Source organism: Pontivivens nitratireducens (assembly GCF_014235845.1).
Taxonomy (GTDB): Bacteria; Pseudomonadota; Alphaproteobacteria; order Rhodobacterales; family Rhodobacteraceae; genus Pontivivens; species Pontivivens nitratireducens.
This window is the reverse complement of record NZ_JACJUQ010000009.1, coordinates 48,201-70,920: the sequence shown is the minus strand read 5'-3', so window position 1 is coordinate 70,920 and position 22,720 is coordinate 48,201. Positions and strand designations below refer to the sequence as shown.

Annotated in this window: 3 protein-coding genes; all 3 read right to left on the bottom strand. The window is 65.5% G+C overall.

Annotated features, from left to right (window positions below; translation table 11 throughout):
- Nucleotides 1–26: 26 nt before the first annotated feature.
- Nucleotides 27–20,141 carry a calcium-binding protein gene (locus H1S03_RS11290; RefSeq protein WP_185804539.1) on the bottom strand — a complete coding sequence of 6,705 codons (20,115 nt, stop codon included), beginning with the start codon at nt 20,139–20,141 and terminating at the stop codon, nt 27–29.
- Between the two features lie 66 nt (nt 20,142–20,207).
- Nucleotides 20,208–21,032: an efflux RND transporter periplasmic adaptor subunit gene (locus H1S03_RS11285; RefSeq protein ID WP_185804538.1), complete on the bottom strand. Its 825-nt coding sequence runs from the start codon at nt 21,030–21,032 to the stop codon at nt 20,208–20,210.
- Nucleotides 21,029–22,573: a TolC family protein gene (locus H1S03_RS11280; protein ID WP_185804537.1), complete on the bottom strand. Its 1,545-nt coding sequence runs from the start codon at nt 22,571–22,573 to the stop codon at nt 21,029–21,031. The genes H1S03_RS11285 and H1S03_RS11280 overlap by 4 nt, the downstream gene beginning before the upstream one ends.
- Between the last annotated feature and the right edge of the window lie 147 nt (nt 22,574–22,720).

Below are 22,720 nucleotides of genomic sequence, written 5' to 3'. Positions count from 1 at the left end.
TCAGGCCGCCCCGTTTCGGGACGGTGTCATTCCGCCGCGAGTGCGATCGCCGCGTCAAGGTCCAGCGCCAGAATCTCCTCCAGCATCTGCATCACCATTTCATCGAACAGGGCGTCGAACAATGCCATGTCGTTCAACAATCCCGCTCCCTGCAAATGCATCAGCAGTGAGGCCCGCGCGCTGTCGATCACCATGTCATGTTGCAGGTCATAGCGTTGCAACTCCGCCATTTCGGAGACGAAGGCGGATGATCCCACGACCCGCGCAATTTCATCCGACAGCAGGCGCGACTGCGTGGCAAACCCGGACATATCCGCCGGGGCGGGCTCCGCGATCGGGGTCAGGGACAGGGTGGTGTCGTAGCTGGCACTGCTGCGCGCCTCCAGCATGGCCGGGCCGTTGTAAGACGGCGCGAACGCCGGTGTCAGCCCGGCATTCAACCCGCTGGGAATAAAGGACACCCAGCCACCGCCCGATCCACCGATCGAGGTTCCGGCAACCCCCAGGGTCGCAGTGCCGCCACCGGCCACGCTGCCCGTAACGGTCAGTTGCGCCGCGCCCGGAGCCACGAAATTACGCTCGAAATCGGTCTCGAAGAAATCGGCGCCGCGATCCGCGATGACGAAATCACGCTCCACCCCGCTGATCAGCATGTCGTTGCCACCGCTGCCGGTCAGGGTCGTGCGCATCGCGATGCTCTCGACCCAGCCACCCAGAACCGTGTCCAGCGTATAGGCCCGCTGCATCTCGATCGTGTCACCGAACAGCAGATCCTGCCCGCCGTTTCCGGTCAATGTATCATTGCCCAGACCGCCCACGGCCAGATCCCGACCCGAACCGCCCGTGATCACATCCTTGAACGCGATGTCGTTGCGGATCGTGGCCAGCGTCTGCACCCGGTCGGCGGCGCCGTTGCCCACAGGCGCCGGCGTCGTGGTCAGGAACGTCACGCTCGCCAGATCGCCGATCATGATGTTGGAGCCGGAGATATCCGTCAGCAGATCGGCCCCGCCCTGACCGAAGATCAGATCGTTGCCCGCCCCGCCTTCGATCGTATCCGCCGCACCCGCGCCCTGCTGGGTCGCCACCATCGTCAGGACGGCCCCGTCCGCGCCAAAGGTCAGATCGCCCATGTCACCGAAGGCCACATCGTCGCCGCTGCCCAGATCGATCGTATCCGATCCCTTGCCACCGACCACGACGTCATCCCCGTCACCGGCATGGATCACGTCATCGCCGAACAGGTCGGCCTCGGTCGCGGTCAGGCTGACCCCGCGGACATATTGCGCGATATCCCCGACAATCGTGTCATTGCCACCAAAGCCAAAGATCGTATCGTTGCCTGCGCCGCCAAAGATCATGTCGTTCCCGGCGCCGCCGGTCAGAACCTGATCGACCACCGGCCCGGTGATGTCGAGGGTTACGAGACTGCCTCCCGTGATCCCGCCGGAACCGGCAATCACGATATTGCTGCCTCCGGTATCGCTGAAGACGTTCAGCCCCGCACCGCCAAAGACGATATCGTCGCCATCGCCGCCAGCCAGCGTATCATCGCCACCCTGGTCCACATCCAGCGATGTCAGGGCACCCGTGATCAGATCGACCGTGCCGAAATCGCCCAGCAATCTGTCATCGCCAGCCCCGCCCGTGATGTCGTCGGCACCGGCACCGCCCAGGATCGTATCGTCGCCGTCGCCCCCGTCGATAAGGTCGCCCGCGCCGCCCTGGCTGGACCGGGATGTCGCGCTCATGGCGACATTCGCGCTCAACACCACTGTCGCGCCATCGCCCGCGATCAGGTCATCGCCCGCGCCGGTCGTCAGGTCGTCGGACCCCTCACCGCCCATAACGATATCCGCGCCGGTGCCGGAGGTGATGGTGTCGTCGCCATCGCCGGCAGGCTCGATCGTGGTAAAGTCGGCGGCAGTCAGCATCGCCGCACCGCCAGCGATCCGGTTGTCGCCGTCGCCCGCCGCGATCAGGTCGGCACCCGCACCGCCCATGATGGTATCCGCACCGCCCAGCACCGTGATCTGATCATCGCCGCCGAAGCCGCCGGATATGTCCGTCACATCGCTTGCCGTGATCGACCCGGCATCGCCGAGGACCCGGTTGTCACCGGCACCACCGGCAATCGTATCGCTGCCCGCACCACCGACAATCGCATCGTTTCCGCCACCCGTGACGATCACGTCGTCGCCCCCGGCCGCCACGGTCGAGGATGTCAGATCGCCCGCCGTGATCACGCCAGCATCGCCCAATATGGCATTGTCGCCCGCGCCAGCGTCGATCAGGTCATCGCCCGCACCGCCGACGATATCGTCATCGCCGCTATCCGAGGTGATATCGTCATTGCCACCCAGAATATCGTTTAGGCTGGCCACACCGACAGCATCAATGCGCGCACCGTCACCGGCGATGCGATTGGCCCCGGCCCCCGCCGATATGACGTCCGCGCCAAACCCACCGGCGATGTCATCATCACCGGAACCCGAGGTGATCAGGTCGTCACCGCCAGATCCGTCGGTCGCCGTCTCGATGCTGTCGGCCCCTATGGTGCCCGCATCGCCCAGGATCGCATTGTCGCCATCGCCCGCGTCGATGCTGTCCGCACCGGCCCCGCCGACAATATCGTCCGCGCCGCCTTGCGCCGTGATGGTATCGTTGCCGCCGACCGTATCGCTCAGGCTCAGGATGCCCGCCGCATCTATCCGCGCGCCATCACCGGCGATGCGGTTGTTACCCGCCCCAGCCATTATGACATCCGCACCGGCCCCGCCGACGATATCGTCCGCATCAGCGCCGGAGGTGATGCTGTCCGCCCCACCAACCGTCTGATCCAGATCGAGGATCTGTGCAGCGTCGATCGTCGCATTGTCCCCCGCGATCCGGTTCTGGCCATCGCCAGCGTCGATCAGGTCATTGCCCACACCCCCGATGAGGATATCCCCACCGCCCAGCGTGGTGATCCGGTCATCGCCACCGATCGTGAAGTCCGTGGAAGTCGCAACCCCGCCCGCAACCCGTCCCGCATCGCCCAGCACGACATTGCCCCCGGCACCTGCCGAGATCTCATCGCCCTGCGCACCGCCGAGGATCGTATCGGCGCCATCGCCGCTAACGATCTGATCGACACCGCCAACACTGGCCGAGGATGTCGTGCCGCTCTCGAACCCGACACTCGCGCCGACCACCGTTCCGGCATCACCCAGGATCATGTTGTCTCCGCCGGTGGCCGTGATGCTATCCGCACCGGCACCGCCGAGGATCGCATCCGCACCCGTGCCAGTCTCGATCAGGTCGTCACCGCCGATATTGTCATTGGTGGAGCGTAACGTATCCAGACCCGCCGTGGAGGTGATGCTGCCCTCGTCACCCAGAACGCCGTTGTCGCCATCGCCGCCACGGATCGTATCCGCGCCCACGCCGCCGATCAGCCGGTCCGCGCCCGCGCCGGTCGTGATGCTGTCCGCACCTCCGACACCGCTGGCGCTGCTGCTGGCGGAGGCGAAGCCCCCCGCGTCGAAGACGACGACACCGCTGTCACCGATCACGATGTTCTCACCGGAAAGCGCATTTATGCTGTCCGCACCCGCGCCACCCAGCGCCACGTCGTCGCCCGCGCCCAGATCGAGGATGTCGTCACCGCCCTCCGCCTCATCGAGAGAGGTAAATACCTCGCCCGTTGTGACGATCAGTTCGGCATGGTCACCCGCGACGGCATCTTTGCCCGCTCCGGCGTGAACCGTGTCGGCAAACGCGCCCGCCAGGATCGTGTCATCGCCCGACCCTGTGGTCAGCAGATCGGTTCCGCCAATGCTCACCTGCAAGGTACGGACGGTGGTGTCCGTATCGCTGACGATGCTCTCGCCGCTGTCACCGATGATCAGGTTGTCACCGCCAAGCGCCGTGACCGTGTCCGCCCCGGCACCGGCAATGATCCGGTCCGCGCCCGTGCCGGTCGTGATGACATCCGCGCCACCGTCCGACAGGTCCGTTCCGCGCATTGTTTCGAGCGCGCCCGCCCCGGCGGTCAAGGAATACAGCCCGCTATCGCCCAGCACACGGTTTGCCCCATCGCCACCCATGATGCTGTCCGCACCGGTGCCGCCGACGATGCTATCGTCGCCCGCGCCGGTGGTCAGGGTATCGTCACCGCCCAGGGTTTCCGCCTCGGATTGCAGCATGATATTGCCCGCAATGATGGAAATCGCACCGTTATCGCCCAGAACGGCATTGTTGCCGCCGCTGACGCTGACGCTGTCCCCGCCGAAGCCGCCTGCGGTCAGATCGTCGCCACCGCCCAGCACAAGGATGTCCGCCGCGCCGATACCGGCATCGGTGGTGAACAGCTCACGTCCCGCATCGAAAACCAGCCGCCCGCTGTCACCGATCACCTCATCCGCACCGGAGCCGGTGGTCGCCATGTCCAGACCACCGCCGAGGATGATCGCATTGCCGCCATCGCCCCCCGTGATCGTGTCGTTCCCGTCACGTATATCGGCGGCGGAGGTCAGCGTTCTGACCCCGGCGCCCGTCACGGTAATCGTGCCCGTATCGCCCAGCAGCGAATTGCCACCCTCGCCCAGCGTCACCAGATCACTGCCCGCGCCCGCGATGACCAGATCATCACCGCTGCCCGTCGTGATCACATCATCTGCGGCGAAGGCATCCGACACGCCGGACAGCACATCGTCCGTGCCGCTGTCGACCGTGCCGCTGTCGCCCAGAACCCGGTTGTCGCCATCGCCGGCGTCCAGCGTATCCGCCGCACCGCCCAAGATCACGACATCGTCGCCCAGCCCGCTGGTCACGTCATCCGCACCGTCGCGTGCATCCGCGACCGAGCTTGCGGCGATCAGGGCCATCAGCACATCATGGCTGACCGTCCCCCCATCGGAGAGGACGATATTGTCACCGCCACCCGCACGCACCACGTCGGCGCGCAGGCCCGCAATCACGATATCGGTTCCGTTGGACACGTCGATGACATCCGCCCCGGCATTGTCCGCAGCGGTGGAGGTCAGCGTGCCAGCGACGAAATCAATCACGCCGCTGTCACCGATGATCCGGTTCGTCCCCTCGCCACCCGTTACGGTATCGGCCCCGCCGCCCGCGACGATGGCATCCGCGCCACCCGCGGCCACGATGCTGTCATTCCCGTCCTGCGCCGCAGCGGTGGAGGTCAGCGACAGCCCCGCCCGCGTGCCGACATTGTAGAGGATCGTACCGCTGTCACCCAGAATCAGATTGTCACCACTGCCGAGCGTCAGCACATCATCCGCCCCGCCCGCAGCCACGATATCAACGCCACCGCCGGTCCGGATATCATCCGCGCCGTCCGTCGCATCCGCCGTGGTGGACACCGCACCCGAAACCAGATCGACTGTGCCGCTGTCCCCCAGCGCGATATTGTCACCCGCGCTCAGCACCGCAACATCCGCGCCGCCGCCCAGAATCACACTGTCCGATCCGACGCCCGCATCGACCGTATCGTCACCGTCACGCGCATCCGCGTTTCCGGTCATGGTCAGGACATCCGCGCCGTAGGTCAGAACACCGCTGTCGCCCATCGCCGCGTTGTCCCCCGCGCCCAGAATCAGCAGATCGCTGCCGGTTCCACCGAAGACCCAGTCGTCGCCGGTCCCTGCGGTCACGCTGTCGGCACCGTCCGTATCCGCCGCATCGCCGGTCATCGTCTGCGTGAACGTGTCGACGGTTCCGCTGTCGGCCAGCACCATGTTCGCGCCGCCCAGGGTCACGAGGCTGTCGGCCCCGCCGCCCAGAATCGCGATATCATCGCCGGACCCGCTGGTAACGACATCCGCACCGTCCAGCGTGTCGGCGACCGAGCGCAGGACCAGCGCCGCAGCACTGCCCGCCACATGCGTGATCGTTCCGGTATCGCCCAGGATCAGGTTCGCACCCTCCGCCGCCGTGACGTTATCCGCGCCGGAGCCTGCGATCACCATGTCGGAGCCGCCAGCCAGCACAATCTCATCATCACCGGCCAGGCTGTCGCTGCCGCTGGTCAGGCTGCCTCCGACCGCGTCGATTGCGCCACTGTCGCCCAGAACCTTGCGGTCGCCCGTCGCGACACCACCGTTCAAGGTGTCGGAACCGCCGCCCAGCACAATCACGGAATTGCCCGCACCGATCGTCACCGTATCATCACCGTCCAGCGCATCCGAAGTCGCATCCAGCGCCAGCAGAGTCAGCGCCGCATCATGGGTCAGATGCCCCTGATCGCCCATCGCGATATTGTCACCCGCGCCTGCGTCGATCGTATCGCTCGCGGAACCGCCAAGGATGATATCGCGGCCGCTACCTGTGGTGATCGTGTCCGCACCGTCAAAGACGCTCGCCACAGTCGCCGTGATCTCCATCCCGGCGACGTCGATGGTGCCGCTGTCGCCCAGAATACGGCTCAGCCCGTCGCCCGTGTCGATCACATCGGCGCCGCCACCCAGAATGGCGATGTCGTCGCCACCCAGGGCCGTAACCGTGTCGTTCCCGTCGCGCAGATCGGTCACCGCGCTCACCGTCAGGATCGCATTAACGCCGGGCGTGTAAGTGATCCGGCCGGAATCGCCCAGCACGGTGTTGTCGCCCGCACCGACGCGGATCAGGTCCGCGCCACCGCCGCCCACGACGATATCATCACCGGTCGAGGTGCCACCGCCCAATGCGATGACCAGCGTATCACCGGTGGCCTCATCGTCGGCCACCGTCTCGATCACGCCATTGACGTTATCGATGGAGCCGCTGTCGCCCAGAACCACGTTGTTGCCGTCACCGAAGGCCACGCTGTCGCCCGCGCCACCCGCGATGATCCAGTCGTCGCCACCCAGAACCGTGATGACATCCGCCGCATCGCGCGCATCCACCGCGCTGACCATGCTCAACAGATCGGTGGTTCCGACCGTGTGCAGGATCGTTCCGGTCTCAGCCAGGATCAGGTTGTCGCCCGCGCCGCCCGTCACCGTATCCGCACGGCTTCCGGCCAGAATGATATCCGCGCCGCTGCCGCTGGTGATGCTGTCCGCGCCCGCCTGAATATCGGACTCCGTGGTCAGGGTGCCGGTCAGCGCGTCGATGCTGCCGCTGTCGCCCAGAACCTTGTTGGTCCCGTCGCCCGCGTTCAGCACATCGCCCGCACCGCCCAGAATGACGGCATCCGCGCCCGTGCCCAGCGTGACGGTATCCACGCCATCCCGCGCATCGGCGGTGGAACTGGCCGTTTCCAGCGCGCCGCCAACGCCATGCGTTACCGTGCCGGTATCGCCCAGAACGACATTCGCGCCATTTCCGCCCGCGACCGTATCCGCCCCGCTGCCCGCGAGGATGATGTCGTTGCCGTTACCAGTGGTGATATCGTCCGCACCCGCCACATTGTCGCTGGCTGTGGTCATTGTCAGCGTCGGGGTGTCGATGGAGCCGCTGTCACCCAGAATACGGTTGTTGCCCGCCCCGGCGTTCAGCACGTCACCGCGCCCCCCCAGGATCACGGCATCCGCACCGCTGCCCAGCGTCACATTGTCCACACCGTCACGCACATTCGCAAGCGATACAGCGTCGATCAGCGCGAACGCCGCATCGTGGTTGATCGTGCCGGTATCGCCCAGCACGATGTTGTCGCCATTGCCGCCGGAAATCGTATCGGCGCGGCTGCCCCCGATGATCAGGTCGGTGCCCGCGCCGGTGATGATCGTGTCCGCCCCGGCATCCCCTGCCGTGCTGGCGGCAGGTGTCGCATCCAGATAGGTGGCGGAGGTTGCGCTCACGCTCATCCCGACCACATCGACGATCCCGCTGTCACCGATCACCCGATTGGCGCCCTCACCCAGATTGGCGATATCCGCCGCACCGCCGAGGATGGCGATGTCGTCGCCCTCCAGCGCACGCAGCGTATCGGCCCCATCGCGCCGGTCGCTGGTCGAGGTGAGGGAGATCAGCGTTTCCGCCCCTACCGCGAACATCACTGTGCCGCTGTCGCCAATCACGGCATTGTTGCCCGCGCTGACGTCGATTTCATCCGCGCCCGCGCCGCCGATGACGATATCGTTGCCCGTATTCGCACCCGAGGCGACGCCCCCGGTCAGCGCGATCACGATCCGATCCGCCCCCGACTGGTCCGAGGCAACGCTGCTGATCGTGCCGGTCGTCCGGTCGATCAGGCCGCTGTCGCCGAGCACCCAATTGTCGCCCGCGCCGATCTGGGCGATGTCCTGATTGCCGCCGAGGATGATCCGGTCGGATCCTTCGAGCACGCGCACCGTGTCGCGCCCGTCGCGCGTGTCGGTAACGCTCTGCATCGCGATCAGCGTCGCGGTGCCCACCTGATGACTGATCGTGCCGGTATCGCCCAGCACCAGATTGTCACCCGCGCCACCGTCCAGCGTATCGTTGCCGGAGCCGAGGATGACGATATCCGCGCCGCCGCCCGTCGTGACGGTATCCGCCCCCGAATAGATGTCGGATACGTTGGTCAGCGTGCCCGCCACCGCGTTTATGGTGCCGCTGTCGGCCAGAACCTTGTTATCGTTCGCGCCCAGATCGGCCACGTCGCCGCCGCCGCCCAGAATGGCCACGTCGGCCCCGGTCGTGGTCGTCACCGTGTCGATACCGTCGAACGGGTTGCTGGTGGAGGTCAGCACCATCGCCGCCCGTGTGGCGGTAAAGGTGATCGTGCCGCTATCGCCCAGAATCAGGTTCGCACCCGCGCCCAGGGTCAGAATATCCGCGCCCGATCCGCCCAGCACGATATCCGCACCGCCCGCCGTCGTGATCCGGTCGTTGCCGCCAAAGACAGCCTGCCCTGTGCTGGCCGTGCCGGTATGCAGGTCGATCACGCCGCCCTCACCCACGACGATATTGTCGCCCTCGCCCAGATCGGCAATGTCTGCCCGCGACCCCAGGATCGCATAATCGCGCCCCTGAAGCGTCGTGACCCTGTCCGCGCCATCCGAACCGTCCATATCCGACAGCATAGAGATCAGGCGATTGTCACTGGCATCGAACAGAATCCGCCCGGTATCGCCCAGCAGCGCATTGTCGCCCGCGCCCAGCGTCAGCGTATCCGCGCCATAGCCGCCGATGACCAGATCGTTCGCCGCCCCGGTGGTGATCGTGTCGTCGTTCGAGGTCACGCCGTCGGTGCCCAGGGCGGTCTCGATCCGGCCTTGGGTGATGTTGATCTCACCCGATCCACCGATGACCCGGTTCAGCCCCTCACCCAGATCGGCGACATCGTTGCCGCCGCCCAGAATCACGTCATCCATGCCACCCAGAGCCGTCACCGTGTCCGCGCCGTCACTCTCGAACGCCGAAACCATGTTCAGCGTGGCGAGCGTATCGCGGTCGTGGTTGATCGTGCCCGTGTCACCGATGATCGCATTGTCGCCGGCGCCTGCGCGGATCACGTCCGCACGGCTGCCGCCGATGATCATGTCACGGCCCGAACCGGTGGTGATGTCATCCGCGCCGACGAAGATATCCGTCGCACTGGTCAGGAAGGCGTTGCGCGTCTCGATCGTGCCGCTGTCGCCCAGAACCCTGTTGTCGCCATCGCCCAGATCGGCCGTATCCGCCAGACCGCCCAGAATGACCAGATCGTTGCCGCCCAGCGTCGTCACTACATCGTTGCCATCGCGCGAAACGCCGGTGGACAGCATCGTGTAGCCGAGGAAATCGAAGACGCCGTGACGGATCTCACCCGTATCGCCGAGGATCGAGTTGTCGCCCGCATCCGCCGAAATCGTATCGTCGCCACTGCCACCGATGATAACATCAGCCGAGGTGCCGGTGGAGATCGCATCATCGCCGCCAAACGCATCGGATCCCGCCAACAGCAAGCCGGCAAACGGCTCGATCCGCCCGGAATCCCCCAGCACGACATTATAGCCGTTGCCCAGCGTGATCGTGTCGTCACGCCCGCCGCCCATGACCTGATTGATCAGGCCGTCCGCAGTGATGATATCCGCGCCGTCGCGCACGTCCGAGGTGCCGACGATATTCGACACGCCGAACCCGATGACCGTGTATGTCACCTGCCCCGTATCGCCGAGGATCGTGTTCGTGCTGCCGGTCCCCGCGCTGACGGTATCCGCGCCGACGCCCGCCAGAATGATGTCCTGATCAATGCCGCCGGTGATGGAATCATCCCCGGAATCCAGATCGCTTTCGGTCAGCAGAGTGCCCGCCGCGATGTCCACCGTCCCGCTGTCGCCCAGCACGCGGTTGAAGCCATCGCCGACATTGGCGGTATCGTCGCTTCCGCCCAGGATCACGATATCCGCGCCCGCGCCAGTCGTGACAGTGTCGTCGCCGTCCTCCCCTGTATGGCCGGAGGTCAACTTGAGCGCCGCAAAGGTCGTGATGTTGAACAGGATCTGCCCCGCATCCCCGACGATCAGGTTGTCGCCCTCGCCCGCAATGATGGAATCGCTGCCGACGCCGCCGAGGATGATGTCGATATCGTCACCCGTGGTGATGGTATCGTCGCCCGCCTCGATCGTCGCGGCGGTCCGTGCATCGCCGGTATTGCTGATGGACCCGGTATCGCCGGTCACGACGTTCACACCCTGCCCCAGATCCGCGATATCGTCGTCGCCGCCCAGAATGACCCAGTCCTGCCCGCCCAGGGCCGTGACGGAATCCTCACCATCCGCCGATCCGCCAAAGCTGAACAACGTCGTCGCGCGGATCGTGTCGAGCGATACGTAGATATCGCCCACATCGCCCAGAACGGCGTTGTCCCCGGCACCGGCAGTGATCGTATCGCCGCCCGATCCCCCGACGAGGAAGTCGTTGCCAGCCCCGGTCGTGATGGAATCGTCACCCCCCCGGCTGTCGGAGCGTGAGGAGATCTGGAACAGATCGACCCGCAGAACGCCGTCGTCGCCTGCCGCCCAGTTCACGCCCTCACCCAGATCGGCAATATCGTCCCCGCCGCCCAGAACGGCATAATCGTCATCGCCCAGCGTCGTGACCACATCATCGCCGTCCAGATCGGTGATGGTGGCGGTCAGGCGCAGCGTCATGCCCTCGATCAACGCGATGTCGGCGGCCACGCGGTCCGCCTCCGCCTGGCTGGCATCCAGCGCGGGAACGAAGTTGATGATCGCACGCCGCGCTGCCGCGTCGAACAGGATCGTTCCGTCATCGCCCAGAATGGCATTGCGCCCGATCCCGGCGGAGATCGTGTCATCACCGCTGCCGCCGACGATCATGTCAGCCGCATCCGCCGCCGCCCCGCCCGCATCCGAGGCAACGCCCGAGATGATGCTGTCGGCAAACTTGTTCAGCGTGGCGATCACGGTGATCTCACCGCCGATCAGATCGACATGGGCCAGATCGCCGGACACGATATTCGTGCCCAGACCCGCATCCACGGTGTCGTTGCCCTCACCCGCCAGAATGATGTCGTGGCCCGCACCCGCCGTGATCCGGTCCGCATTGCCAAAGGATGTGGCGACGCTCGTGACCTGGGTCACACCCTCCATCAGACGCGCGCCGCGAATGTCGGCGTAATCGCCGATCAGAACCCCGGTGCCGGACAGGTCGGTCAACACGTCCACCGTGCCGGAGGACGCCCCGCCTCCGATCAGGATATCGTTGCCCAGACCGCCGGTCAGGGTGTCCGCGCCCTGATTGGTCGAATCCACTTGCGCGGCGGTGAAGTCCTGCACCACGCGGTTCGCGCTCAAGGTGGTCTGGCCGAAATCCCCGACGATCATGTCGGAGCCGCCGCCGCCGGTGATGCTGTCGCCCTCACCGCCGCCCAGCAGGATGTCGTTGCCGCCATGCCCGTCGATGGTATCCTGCCCGTCGGACAGGTCGAGGCTGTCAACCACCAGCACACCGGGGAAGCTCAGATGCAGGGTCGAGGCCGCGACGTCGATCGTGTTGCCGCCCTGCGTCACCTCGAACCGGCCGCCGGTGATCATGTCGTTGCCAAGGTTGCCCTTGATCAGATCGTCGCCGCCGCCGCCCTCGATCACGTCATCGCCTGCGTGGCCCCAGATCTCGTCCGTACCCTCGCCGCCGATGATCAGGTCCGCGCCATCCTGCGACGCCGCCGTGTTCAACGCGGTATCGCCCGACAGACCGTCCGCGCTCAGCTGGGCCGACCAGCCATAGGCCTTGTTCTGCCCGTCACCCAGGAAGATGCGGTCGGCACCCGCGCCCCCCTCGACCGTGACGAAATCGCCGTTGCCGTTGATGGTGTCGTCGCCCGCACCGCCATAGATCTCGACCGTGCCGGACGCACCGCCGGTGGTGATGGAATCCGCCCCTGCCCCGGCAAAGATGACGTGATCACCCGATCCGACCGTGACAACATCCGCGTCCGAGCCTGCAATGCTCTGCGTGGATTGGGTATAGCTGGTCTTGAAATCGTCCAGCGTCTTGTTCTGGTCGCCCCACTGGCCAGCGACGATCGCCTCCGCCGCGGCCTTGTTGAACCCACCGGCCGCGAAGGCCGCCAGAAACTCATCGCGCAAACCGTAATCGTCGTCCGAGAAGATCAGCGTGCTGCCCGTGCCGCCCACCGTGATGGTGTCGCGCCCACCGCCGCCGATGATCCAGTATTCGCCCGTCGCACCCGCGCCGGCGGTGATCGTATCCTGCCCGTCACCGGCGAAAACGACGTGGAAGCCCTGATCGGACAGGACGATATTGTCGTCGCCGCTGCCCGTATAAGTCAGCGTCGGGGTGGTGTCGGTAATGCCCGACATATCGATATTATTGTCGCCATTGCCAGCCGGAATGATGATCGCGCTGGTGGCGGGGTCCAGCCCGGCGATCTGGTTGGTGCCGCCCGATGTCCAGTTGACCGAGATCGGGGAATTCGGGCCGGTGATGACCAGCCGGTCGTCGCCATCCTCCGTCGCGTCGGTCAGGCTCAACCCGGAACGGGAGCCGATGTTCAGGATCGCTGTGTTGCCGGTATCGGCAATGTCCGAGGAAATCTCACCCGGAATTGGCAGACCGCCAAAGGTGAAGCTGGTCCCGAACTCGAAGATATCGATCGAGAAGCTCACCGAGGCCGGCCCGATACCGACCGAACCCCCTGCACTGGCACCGAACGAGAACCCGCCGTCGCCCTTGAACACCAGTTCCAGCGCCTCGACGAAGCCGGAGGAATCCGCCACCGCCTCAACCACCTTGACGATCTCGGGGATGCGCAGCTTTCCGTCGCTGTTGGGATCGTTGAAGCCCAGCCGGAAGCTGGCATCGCCCGACCCGCGCAGGAACGCGGACGCGATCGCGATACTGATGGAGGCTTCGGCCTCGAACCCGATGCCGAAATCGACCAGCCCGCCGTCGGAACTGTCGATGAAGATGCCGTCGAACAGGCGCTCGGGCTGCATCGTGTCAATGAAGTTGACCACACCCGACAGATCGTAGCCCACGGTGAAGCCCGCAAAGCCATGGCCGTGAACCCGCGCGTCCAACGCGCCGGTGATGGGCGAAACCACCTTGGACGGCAGGCCCGAAGCCGCGACCAGCGATCCGACGACATCTACGTCGAACGCGAAATCGATCAGGGTGTAGGTCGCCCTGACCAGCGTCACATCCTCGAAATTGCCCAGCAGCAACGCGATCACGTTCGACGGGTCCGAGATGATCGGCAGGTCGATGGACAGACCGGTGCCGCCGAACGTGCCGGTGATTGCCGCACCCGCCTCCGTGCGCACCAGATCGTCCGAATCCAGATTGCCCGCACGGGCGGACCCATCGGCAAGATCGTCCAACTGGTTGACGAAATCGAACGTTCCGAACAGGACGATCCCGCCGGAATCCTTGATATCGTCCACAAAGACGATGATGTCCGCGATCGTATCCACGATGCCCAGAACCGGGAACACGGTCGTCAGCGCACCGAACGCGAAACTCAGCGGTGGCGTGTTCAGCGCGCGGCCCAGTTCGGCCAGCGGATCGATGATCGGCGCCAGCGGGTCGATGATCGGCGCGAGGAAGGCCTCGTACAGATCGCTCGCATCCAGCCGGACATCCTCGAACCGCAGGGCGTCCAGGCTGAACATCTCGCCACTGCGCGAGGTGTCGAAGCTGGCCTCGACGATCAGTTCGGTCGTGACCGGGGGCAAGGCGTCGATGCCGCCGATCTGGACGGACTCGCCCGTTACCGGGTTGATGACCCCGGCGGTCAGCTGAATCTCCGCGAAGGCCTCGGCGGTGAAGGCCACCGCGACCAGATCGCTCAACCGCAATCCCGACAGCCGGACTTCCTTTTCCCAGTCCAGCGCGGTGCCGCCCTTCTCGACGCTGATGCCGGACAGATCGCGGGTCATATCCGTGCCCTGTTCGCCATAGAGGTCGGCGCTCAGCGAAGCCTCCACCCCGATGCGACCGCCGTCATAGCCTGCCTCACCCGGCGCGGCGGCATAGCCACTGCCGTTGGTGTTCGCGGTATCGACACCCACGGCCGACAACCGCAACAGGTTCGCCATGGTAAAGCTGCCGGCGAAGTTGCCCGCATCGACGGTGAAATCAATGCTGATTTCCGCCTCGTCCTCATCGTTGAGCAGGAAGAACCCGCTCCTGTCGATGCCGAACGCGATATTGGCGTCGTAATCCACCGACAGGTCGATTGCGGTGCCGTCCTCGAATTCCAGTTCGAACCCCGGAATCCCGATGTCAAAGCCCGCATCCAGCGATGCCGCGAACAGGTTGCCCGAGAAATTGAAGTTGCCGTACAGATAGCTGTCATTGGTGCCGCCCGACGTATCCAGAAACGCCTGCATGTAGACGACGCCGCTGGTGCCGAACAGATCGTTCATCTGGTCGTTCAGGAATCCGGTCAGCAGATCCACCGTCGTGGGCAGAGAGCCGTCGGCCTTGGGCTGGCTGGCATATTCCAGCGCAGGCGCGATCACCTCGTAGCGCATGTCGTCGATCACCGACAGACCCGCGCCCAGACCGTCGCCGATCACCGGCAGGTTCACGGTGTCCAGGAACCCGCCGATCAGGTTGTCCGTCTGCCTGAGGATCAGATCCAGACCGTTGAGCACCAGACGCGGATCGTTGAGCAGCCCCAGAACGTTGATATCGGCGAACGCATCCTCCAACCCATCCAGATTCAGCACCACATTGGTCGTGGGAAAGCCCGCCGACGGGTTTTCGAAGAAGTCGATCAGATCGCCCTCGAAATTCCCGGCAATGTCGCTGGTGTCGAAATTCGCGGCGGTGATCCCCGCCTTTGTCTGGATCAACGGCGCGATGTACTGGAATCCCGCATCGTCACCCAGAACGCCCAGATTGTCCGTCAACGGCAGGTCGATGCTGACGCCCAGCTGCACCTCGGGAATGAACAGGTCCAGCGGATTGGCGATATCACCGATCAGCGACAGGTCCAGCTGGCCGTCATGCGCATCCCCGTCCGCATCGTTCAGTTCCACGCCGATCCGGGCCGCGTCGCCCGATCCGTCGCCCGCGTCGATCAGGGCCGTGCCGCCGACCACCGTCGCCTCCACCGGGCCCAGACCCAGAACCGCATTGATAGACCCCTCCGATCCGGCGCGCAGTTCGAACCGGATCGAGGTGTTGTCGGTGTCGATGAAGGTCCGCACCTTGCCATCGCCCGCACTCTCATACACCGCGGCGGAGGTCGCCTCCGCGCCGTCCAGCTCCTGCCCGTTTTCGAAGCCGAGCATCCGCGCCGCGTTCGCGCCGTCCAGCTCCTTGATCTCGAACGTTACCTCGTGGCTGACATCCTGACCGGTCAGGGTGAAGCTGATCGGGTCGTAGCCCTGCGTCTCGGCGAAATCGGTCGCGGTCATCACCAGAACGCCGCCGACCTCGCTTGCCCGCATCAGCTGGCTCAACGCCACGGTCATGCCCGGCACGGCGGAGGCATCAATGGCCGAGCGCAGGATATCCGCATCCTGCATCGCCGCATTGATCGCCTCGGCAAGATCCGCAACCGTGGCGCGCGCGCCGTCGCCGGGCACGTTCACCGTCACACTTTCACCGTTGACGATCACGTCGAACGCATAGGCCAGGGCAGGCGTGCCCGGGGCACCGCTCGCCGTGACGACCTGCACGCCGCCATCATCGGCGCTGTCCTGCGAGGCGGCACCGAACAGCGCGATCACGTCGTCGCTATCCCGCGCGGTGGCATCCTGATCGCCAAAGGTGAACTCACCCGTCGCCGCGTCATAGCTGAACGACACATTGTCGCCGGTTCCGTCGCCCAGCGTCGCAGTGCCAAAGCCCGTGCCGACCGCCGCGTCGATCAGGCCGACGACATCGTCCACCGTCTCCGCCCCGTTCAGGTCGATCTCCACCACACTGCGCGCACCCGTGTCGCGATCGGTCCGCGTGACGCGCAGGTCGTTGCCATTCGCACCGACAATCGAGCCGACGCTGGCCAGCAGACCCAGAGCAGTCGTGTTGCTGGCAAAATCCACCGGCTCCGCCAGCAATCCGCTCAGATCAATGCCGAAGCTCAGGTCCAGGATCAGATCGGTTGTCAGCGTCAGCTCCGCGTCGCCCCGTGCATCGACCAGTCCGGTCACGACATCCGCAACGCTGGCACCCACCAGCGTTTCCAGCTGATCCCCCAGCATACCGACCAGATCTATCGCCAGCGGCGTCGTTCCCGTGGTGCCGTAAACCAGATTCAGATCGAAGGTCAGTACGCTGCCCGTCGCATCCCAGGCCAGCACCACCGTGTCGGGCCCGAACACCTCCTCCAGCTTCGCGTCGAGCGTGTCGAGCGTGCCCTGCGGGTTGTTGCGCGCGTCCTGAACCGCGGCCAGGAAATCTTCGGAGAAGCTCGCCACATCGAGCAGTGAGAAATTCAGGATCGGGATGTCCTGATCGAGGAACGGCAGATCCTCCGCCAATGCCGCACCGATATCCACCAGAAGCCCGGCAATATTGGTCAGCGTATCGAGGGTATCGCCCGTCTGAAGCCCGGTCAGCGCCTCGGCCACGGGGCTGTCGATGATGACGCTCCAGCTGTCCGTATCGAACAGATCGCGCGCGCCCACGGTGACGGCGTTGACAGCATCCGTGCCCAGCCCGGCCAGACCCGCCACCTCGATGCTGACATCCCCGAAATGCACGACGGCCACGTTGCCGACCTCACCCGCGTCAAAGGCGTTTGCATAGATGTCGTTGTTGATCTTGAGGTTCGCGCCGTCCAGCACGACGTCGCCATCCTCGGTCGTGATCGCGCCGCCGCCCAGCTCGAACCGGCCCAGCAGATCCAGCGCCCGTCCGGCGGTGATCTTGTCTGCCAGCGTGCTGAGCGAGACGGCCTGATCGAAATCGCCCGTTCCGCCATCCTCCCCCGTCAGGGTGGCGAACATCTGCGCGTCCAGCACGATGAAGTTGTCCGTCGGCGTGTCGTGCCCGATGGCCGCCTTGACCAGCCCCAGATCGGCGGTCGCCGTCAGACTGGTCGTCGCCGCACTGATCGACGCGAAGATCGACGTGTCCTGAACATAGACGTGATCCGCGAAACCGGTCGTGACCAGCGTGCCGTCATTTTCAGCGCGCGCGGTCAGCGCGTCGTCCGCGTCCCCGATCAGCCCGGCCAGATCAATGGCCAGCGCCGTGCTCAACTCACCCCGCAACAGCGCGGTCAGCGCGGCGTTCAGTTCCAGCCCGGCGATGTCACCGAAGCCGATCTCGTCCAGGTTGAACGACCCCCCGGTCATCGCCATGACCTGCAATTCGGGCAGCAGGAACAGCAGGCGACCATCTTCGCCCAGCGTGATCTTCACCCCCGGAATCGCGTCGTTCAACTGCGCATTCGCCCAGGCCAGCAGCCCGTCGAAGGTCTGCGCCCGTACCGCATTTTCGGTCGGAAGCTGGATTTTCGCCGCCGCGCCCGCCGGATCGTCCAGCGCATATTGCAGCTTGCCCGCGACCTCCGTGACAGACACGTTGAAATCAGTCAGGGCGGCATCCATCTTCGCCGCCAGATCGGCCACGCTGGCGAACCCGCCATCCGAGGCGACGCGCACCTCACGCTGGGTGCCCGCGCCGTCGGTCACGTTGAGGACCAGCGCCTCCATCCCGGCCAGTTCGCCGACGTCGATATCCTCCTCCGTCGTGACGGAGGTCGCCGCCGCGAACGACACCGCGCCGATCAACCCGAAATCCCCGATCGCCAGATCGTCGGTTTCCACGAAATCAACCAGCACGTCGTCGCCCGCAACATCGGCGGTAAAGACCAGACGCCCCGCCGCATCGACGCTGACACCGACGCCCGCCGCATTCAGCGCGGCATCCATCGCCGCCGCAATGCTGGCAATATCGGTGAACGGGCCGCTGACGGTGATCGTGCTGTCCACACCGCCATCGGTCAGCGCAATGTCGAAGGTCCCCTGCGCCACGATCGCGCCGACATCGGGCGCGCCCGCGGTCACGCTGGTCAGCGGCGGTTGCAAGGCGGCCCCGGCGGCCAGACCGGCGGCGTTCAGGTCGATCTCGAACGTGGATTCCAGCGCGTCCACCACGCTTTGAATCGGGGCCAGCGCATCGCGCAGCGACAGGTCGGTGAACGGCAGGTCCACGTCGAACAGGCTTTGCCCCAGGAAATTCTGGATCTGGGTGACGGCCTGCGACAGCACATCCTTCATCTGCGCCACGCCATAGGCCGCGAAGGCGTCAACCGCCCCCTCGACCGCCGCGCGCACATTTGCATCCGCGATGGAGCCGCTGAAATCGCTGGCCACATCCAGCGTCGCCGCATCGACAAAGGCCGCGACCGCATCGTCCGAGGCAGTGCCCAGAACGCTTTCCAGCCCCACCACCAGCGCGAACGTCCGCTCCGTCTGGTTCGCGGCTTCGAAGGCCGCCGCATTCAGCACGGCGGACGTGGCTTGCGTGTCCAGCGCTCCGGCGATGGTCACTTCGATCAGGCGATAGGTCGTATCGTCCACGATGCTGACAAAACCCGCGCCACCCACTTCGTTGATTTCGGCGGCAACGCTGATCGGGTCAGCGGTGAACGTATTGTTGAGCGCCCCGCCAAAATTGTACGTGCTCGACAGAGAGATGGAGTCCACCCCCGTCGTCGCCAGACGCACCTGCGCCGTGTCGATCTGCTCCAACGTGCCCGACACGAAACCGAGCGAGGTCGAAGGCCCGCTTCCCGCACCGTCATAGACCGCGCCGCCCGCCACCAGATCGGGCAGTTCGAAATTGTCCGCGATCAGACCGATGCTGCTGGCGGAGGAGGTCTTGGTGATGTCGAAGCTGAATTCGCTGGTCGTATCCGCGAACAGCGCATCGGTGATCGCGGTGCTGTCCAACCCGAAATCGACCGCGCCCAGCAGCACATCCAGATCCAGCCCGAGGGCCGCCATGTCCACCACGACATTGATCTTGTCCGCCGTCTCATTCGCGAAGGTGACGACATCCGCACCATCGCGCTGCACATCCGTCAGGTTCAGGGTGAAGAACGCCGCCGTCACCTCATCCGCCGCGGCATTGCCGACCGCGCTGCCCAGCCCCTCGATATCGTCGTTCGTGACGGCCGCTGTGACCTTGCCGTCGATCAACGCCTCGATCGCATCGTCGAAATCGGAATTGTTCACCAGATTGTCGAAGGTCAGCAGCGCTTCCACATCCGCGCCGGTCAGCGTGATGCCCACATCGTCGCCATCGCCGCTGATGCCGTTCGCACCGGCGGTCTGGAACGTGCCGACATTGGCTGCAATCGTCGCCTTGTTCGCCTGCACGAAGGTATCGAGATTCGCCTCGAACGCGGCCTTCGCGGCCTCCACCGTGTCACGGATGTCGGACATCAGGATTTGCGCGGTCTCCTGCGCGCGGGCCAGATCGGTCGCGCCGCCCGTGGCACTGTCAAATCCGCGTGCATCAAAATCGCCGCCCGCGTCGATCAGCGTGCCCGCCACCGCGACCGCCTGCTGCAACGTGTTCTGATAATCCGCGAAAATCGACTGCAATTCCTCGGTCTGGGCATCCAGCGTGCCGACGACCGCGTGGAAGATATCCAGCCCCGCCGCACCGCCTGTGTCCAGGTCGAGCGATGCATCCAGCATGATGCGCGGTTCCATCGGAACCATCTGAGCCTTCATCTGCGCCAGCGTCTCTTCGCCGAGCCGTGCCTGTGCACCGATTTTTTCCAGCTTACCCATGTCGCATCATCCTGATAACGGCCAGTCCGAGCGCGCAATCTGCACCTTGAATCCAGCAAAATTGTGTCATGGCACCATCACGCAGCGATAGCCCGGTGCGATCTCGTCACTATTGGTCGTGTAGTAGGCCCGGATCGTGCGCGAGCCCTGATCCGCCAGCGGCGAGATGTATTCCAGCCGCACCTGCGCCCGCACATCGCCCCTGTCCCCCGCCCGGATCGTCTGTTCGGGGGCCTCTCTCAATTGCTGTAGCTGCCCGACGGGAACGAAGACCTCGATCCGCATGGGATCCACCTGAACCAGTGTCGCGACCGGATCGCCGCTGGCGACCTCACCCGGTGACAGCAACCCTTCGCCGATGATGCCGCTGGCGGGCGCGCGAATGTCGCCTTTGGCGATCTGGATGCGCAGACGTTCCGCCTCCGCCTCGGCCAGGGCGCGGGCTTCGCGCTCCCGCTCCAGATCGAATTGCGCGGTCAGCTTGTCACGCAGGGCTTCCTCATGCGCGGCGGCACTGATGACGCCGCCATCATAGGCCCGTCGCGCCGAAGTATAGAGCCGGGTCGCCACCTCGGACCGGGCCTGCGCGGCCTGCAACGTCGCCACGCCCGCGGCGCGCAATTCCGCCTGTGCCAGTTCGGCGCGCAGGATGTCGGTATCGACACGGGCGAGGATGTCCCCCTCCTCGACCATCTGGCCGGGGCGAACGCGGACCTCCGCCAGAATGCCGGGGATCGGCTGGGCGATCTCGATGATCCGCGCGGGCAGGATGGCACAATCCAGCGCCCCTTGCGGACGGGCCTGAATCGCACCGGGATTGATCGCCTGCGCCGCCAACGGCCCGGCGAGGCTCAACCCCGCATATAACAGCGCGACGCCCAGCATCCTCATATCAGCACCTCCACCGGATCATTGCCGGTCAGAAAGGCCAGACGCGCGCGCGCCCGCAGGATCTCGTAGCGGCGCAGCAGCAGGCTTTCCTCGGCCCGGATCAACTGGATTTCCCGCGCCAGCACCGCAACAGGCGCCGCGACCCCCGACGCGACCGCCGCCCGTTCCGACCGCACCAGCGCCTGTGCCGCAGCCAGCGCACGTTCGGCCCCGGACAACGCTCTCAACCCCTGATCCACGCGGGCGATCAAGGTCACGATTTCAGCCTCCAACTGCCGTCGCAAGGCGACCTCGGACAGGGTGGCATCGCGATAGGCGCTTTCAGCGACCCGGTGCGCATAGCCCGTTCCGGTGCGGTTATAAATTGGAACGCTGATACGCACGCCGACCGCATATTCCTCCGTGTCTGTTCCGATGCGCGAGGCGGAGCCGCTTTCCCCCTCGTAATCGGCGCGGGCATAGCCCTCGACCCGGGGCGCGAAATCACGGGCCACCGCCTCACGGTACAGATCCCGCCGCCGCACCGTTTCCAGCCGCCGCTGCTGCATCAAGGGATTGGCCTCCAGCGCCTCGGCCAGATAGCCGGTGACAGGCCCCGGCAGTTCGTAGGCGCTGGCAGAGGCGCGGATGACCTCGATATCCGTAACAGGGCGTCCCGTCAGCCGGGCCAGATCGGCCAGCGCGGTGTCCAGTTCCTGATCGAACAGGGCGATGTCGCCCTCCGCCGCGCCCCGCTCCACATCCAGCACCAGCGCCGCCGCCGCGACCGAGCGGCCCGCCGCGCGCAACCGCCCCTCGGCGGAAAGCTGGTCGCGCACCCTGCCCAGCCGCTTTTCCGTCAGATCGCGGCGCGCCTTGGCCGTCATGCCGCGCAGATACGTATCCGTAACCTCGAACACGGCGGCCTGTGCCTCCGCCGCGAAGGCCGCGCGGGCGACACCCTGCGCCCGATCCGCCGCATCCCGCGCCGCCAGCGCCGCCGCATCATAGATCGGCTGCACGGCCTCCACCCGCAGGATGGTGCGATCGAAATTCCCCTCTGCTCCACCCAGGCCGCCCGACCGGCCGATCCGCTCCTCGACCCGACCGAAATCTATGTCGCCGCCGATGCGCGGGGACAGCGCCATGCCGGCATTGTCACGCTCGATATCCGCGCGGCGCACCCCCTCCGCCGCCTGGGCCACGCGCAGGTTCTGCGTCCGGGCCAGAAAGGCCAGCGTCCTCAGATCGGTTCCGGCAGGCACGTCGCGGGGCGCGGCCGCAGTCAGATCCGTTCCGAAATCGCGCAGCTCCGACAGCGCCCGACCCGGCATCAGAACGGCGGTTCCCTCAAAACGGCCCGTCTGCGCCTGATAGATGGGGGAGCCTTGCGCGATCAGTTCCGCCTGCCGCAGCCCCTCCACCGTTTCATCCGCCACGCCTTCGTCGGCGTAGACCGGCACGTCGATCTCATCCAGCGCGACCTGCGAAACAGGAAAACAGCCCGCCAGCAAATGTGCCGCAAGCGTGAGCTTCAGGAATATATACCCATTCGGGATCATACGGGGTCCAGTCCTAGACAGCGCCACCCGGTGCAAGGCGACGCAAGGGCAGGATAACGATCCCACGTATAGTTCTCTACCTTATTAAAGCATGAAAACGGTGATAATCGTTACCCACAAGCAGTCCGCCTATCCTCGAAAAGGCAA

Excerpts from the sequence above, each read along its gene's own strand:
- H1S03_RS11290 (WP_185804539.1), bottom strand. The coding sequence starts at position 20,141 with ATGGGTAAGCTGGAAAAAATCGGTGCACAGGCACGGCTCGGCGAAGAG.
- H1S03_RS11285 (WP_185804538.1), bottom strand. The coding sequence starts at position 21,032 with ATGAGGATGCTGGGCGTCGCGCTGTTATATGCGGGGTTGAGCCTCGCC.
- H1S03_RS11280 (WP_185804537.1), bottom strand. The coding sequence starts at position 22,573 with ATGATCCCGAATGGGTATATATTCCTGAAGCTCACGCTTGCGGCACAT.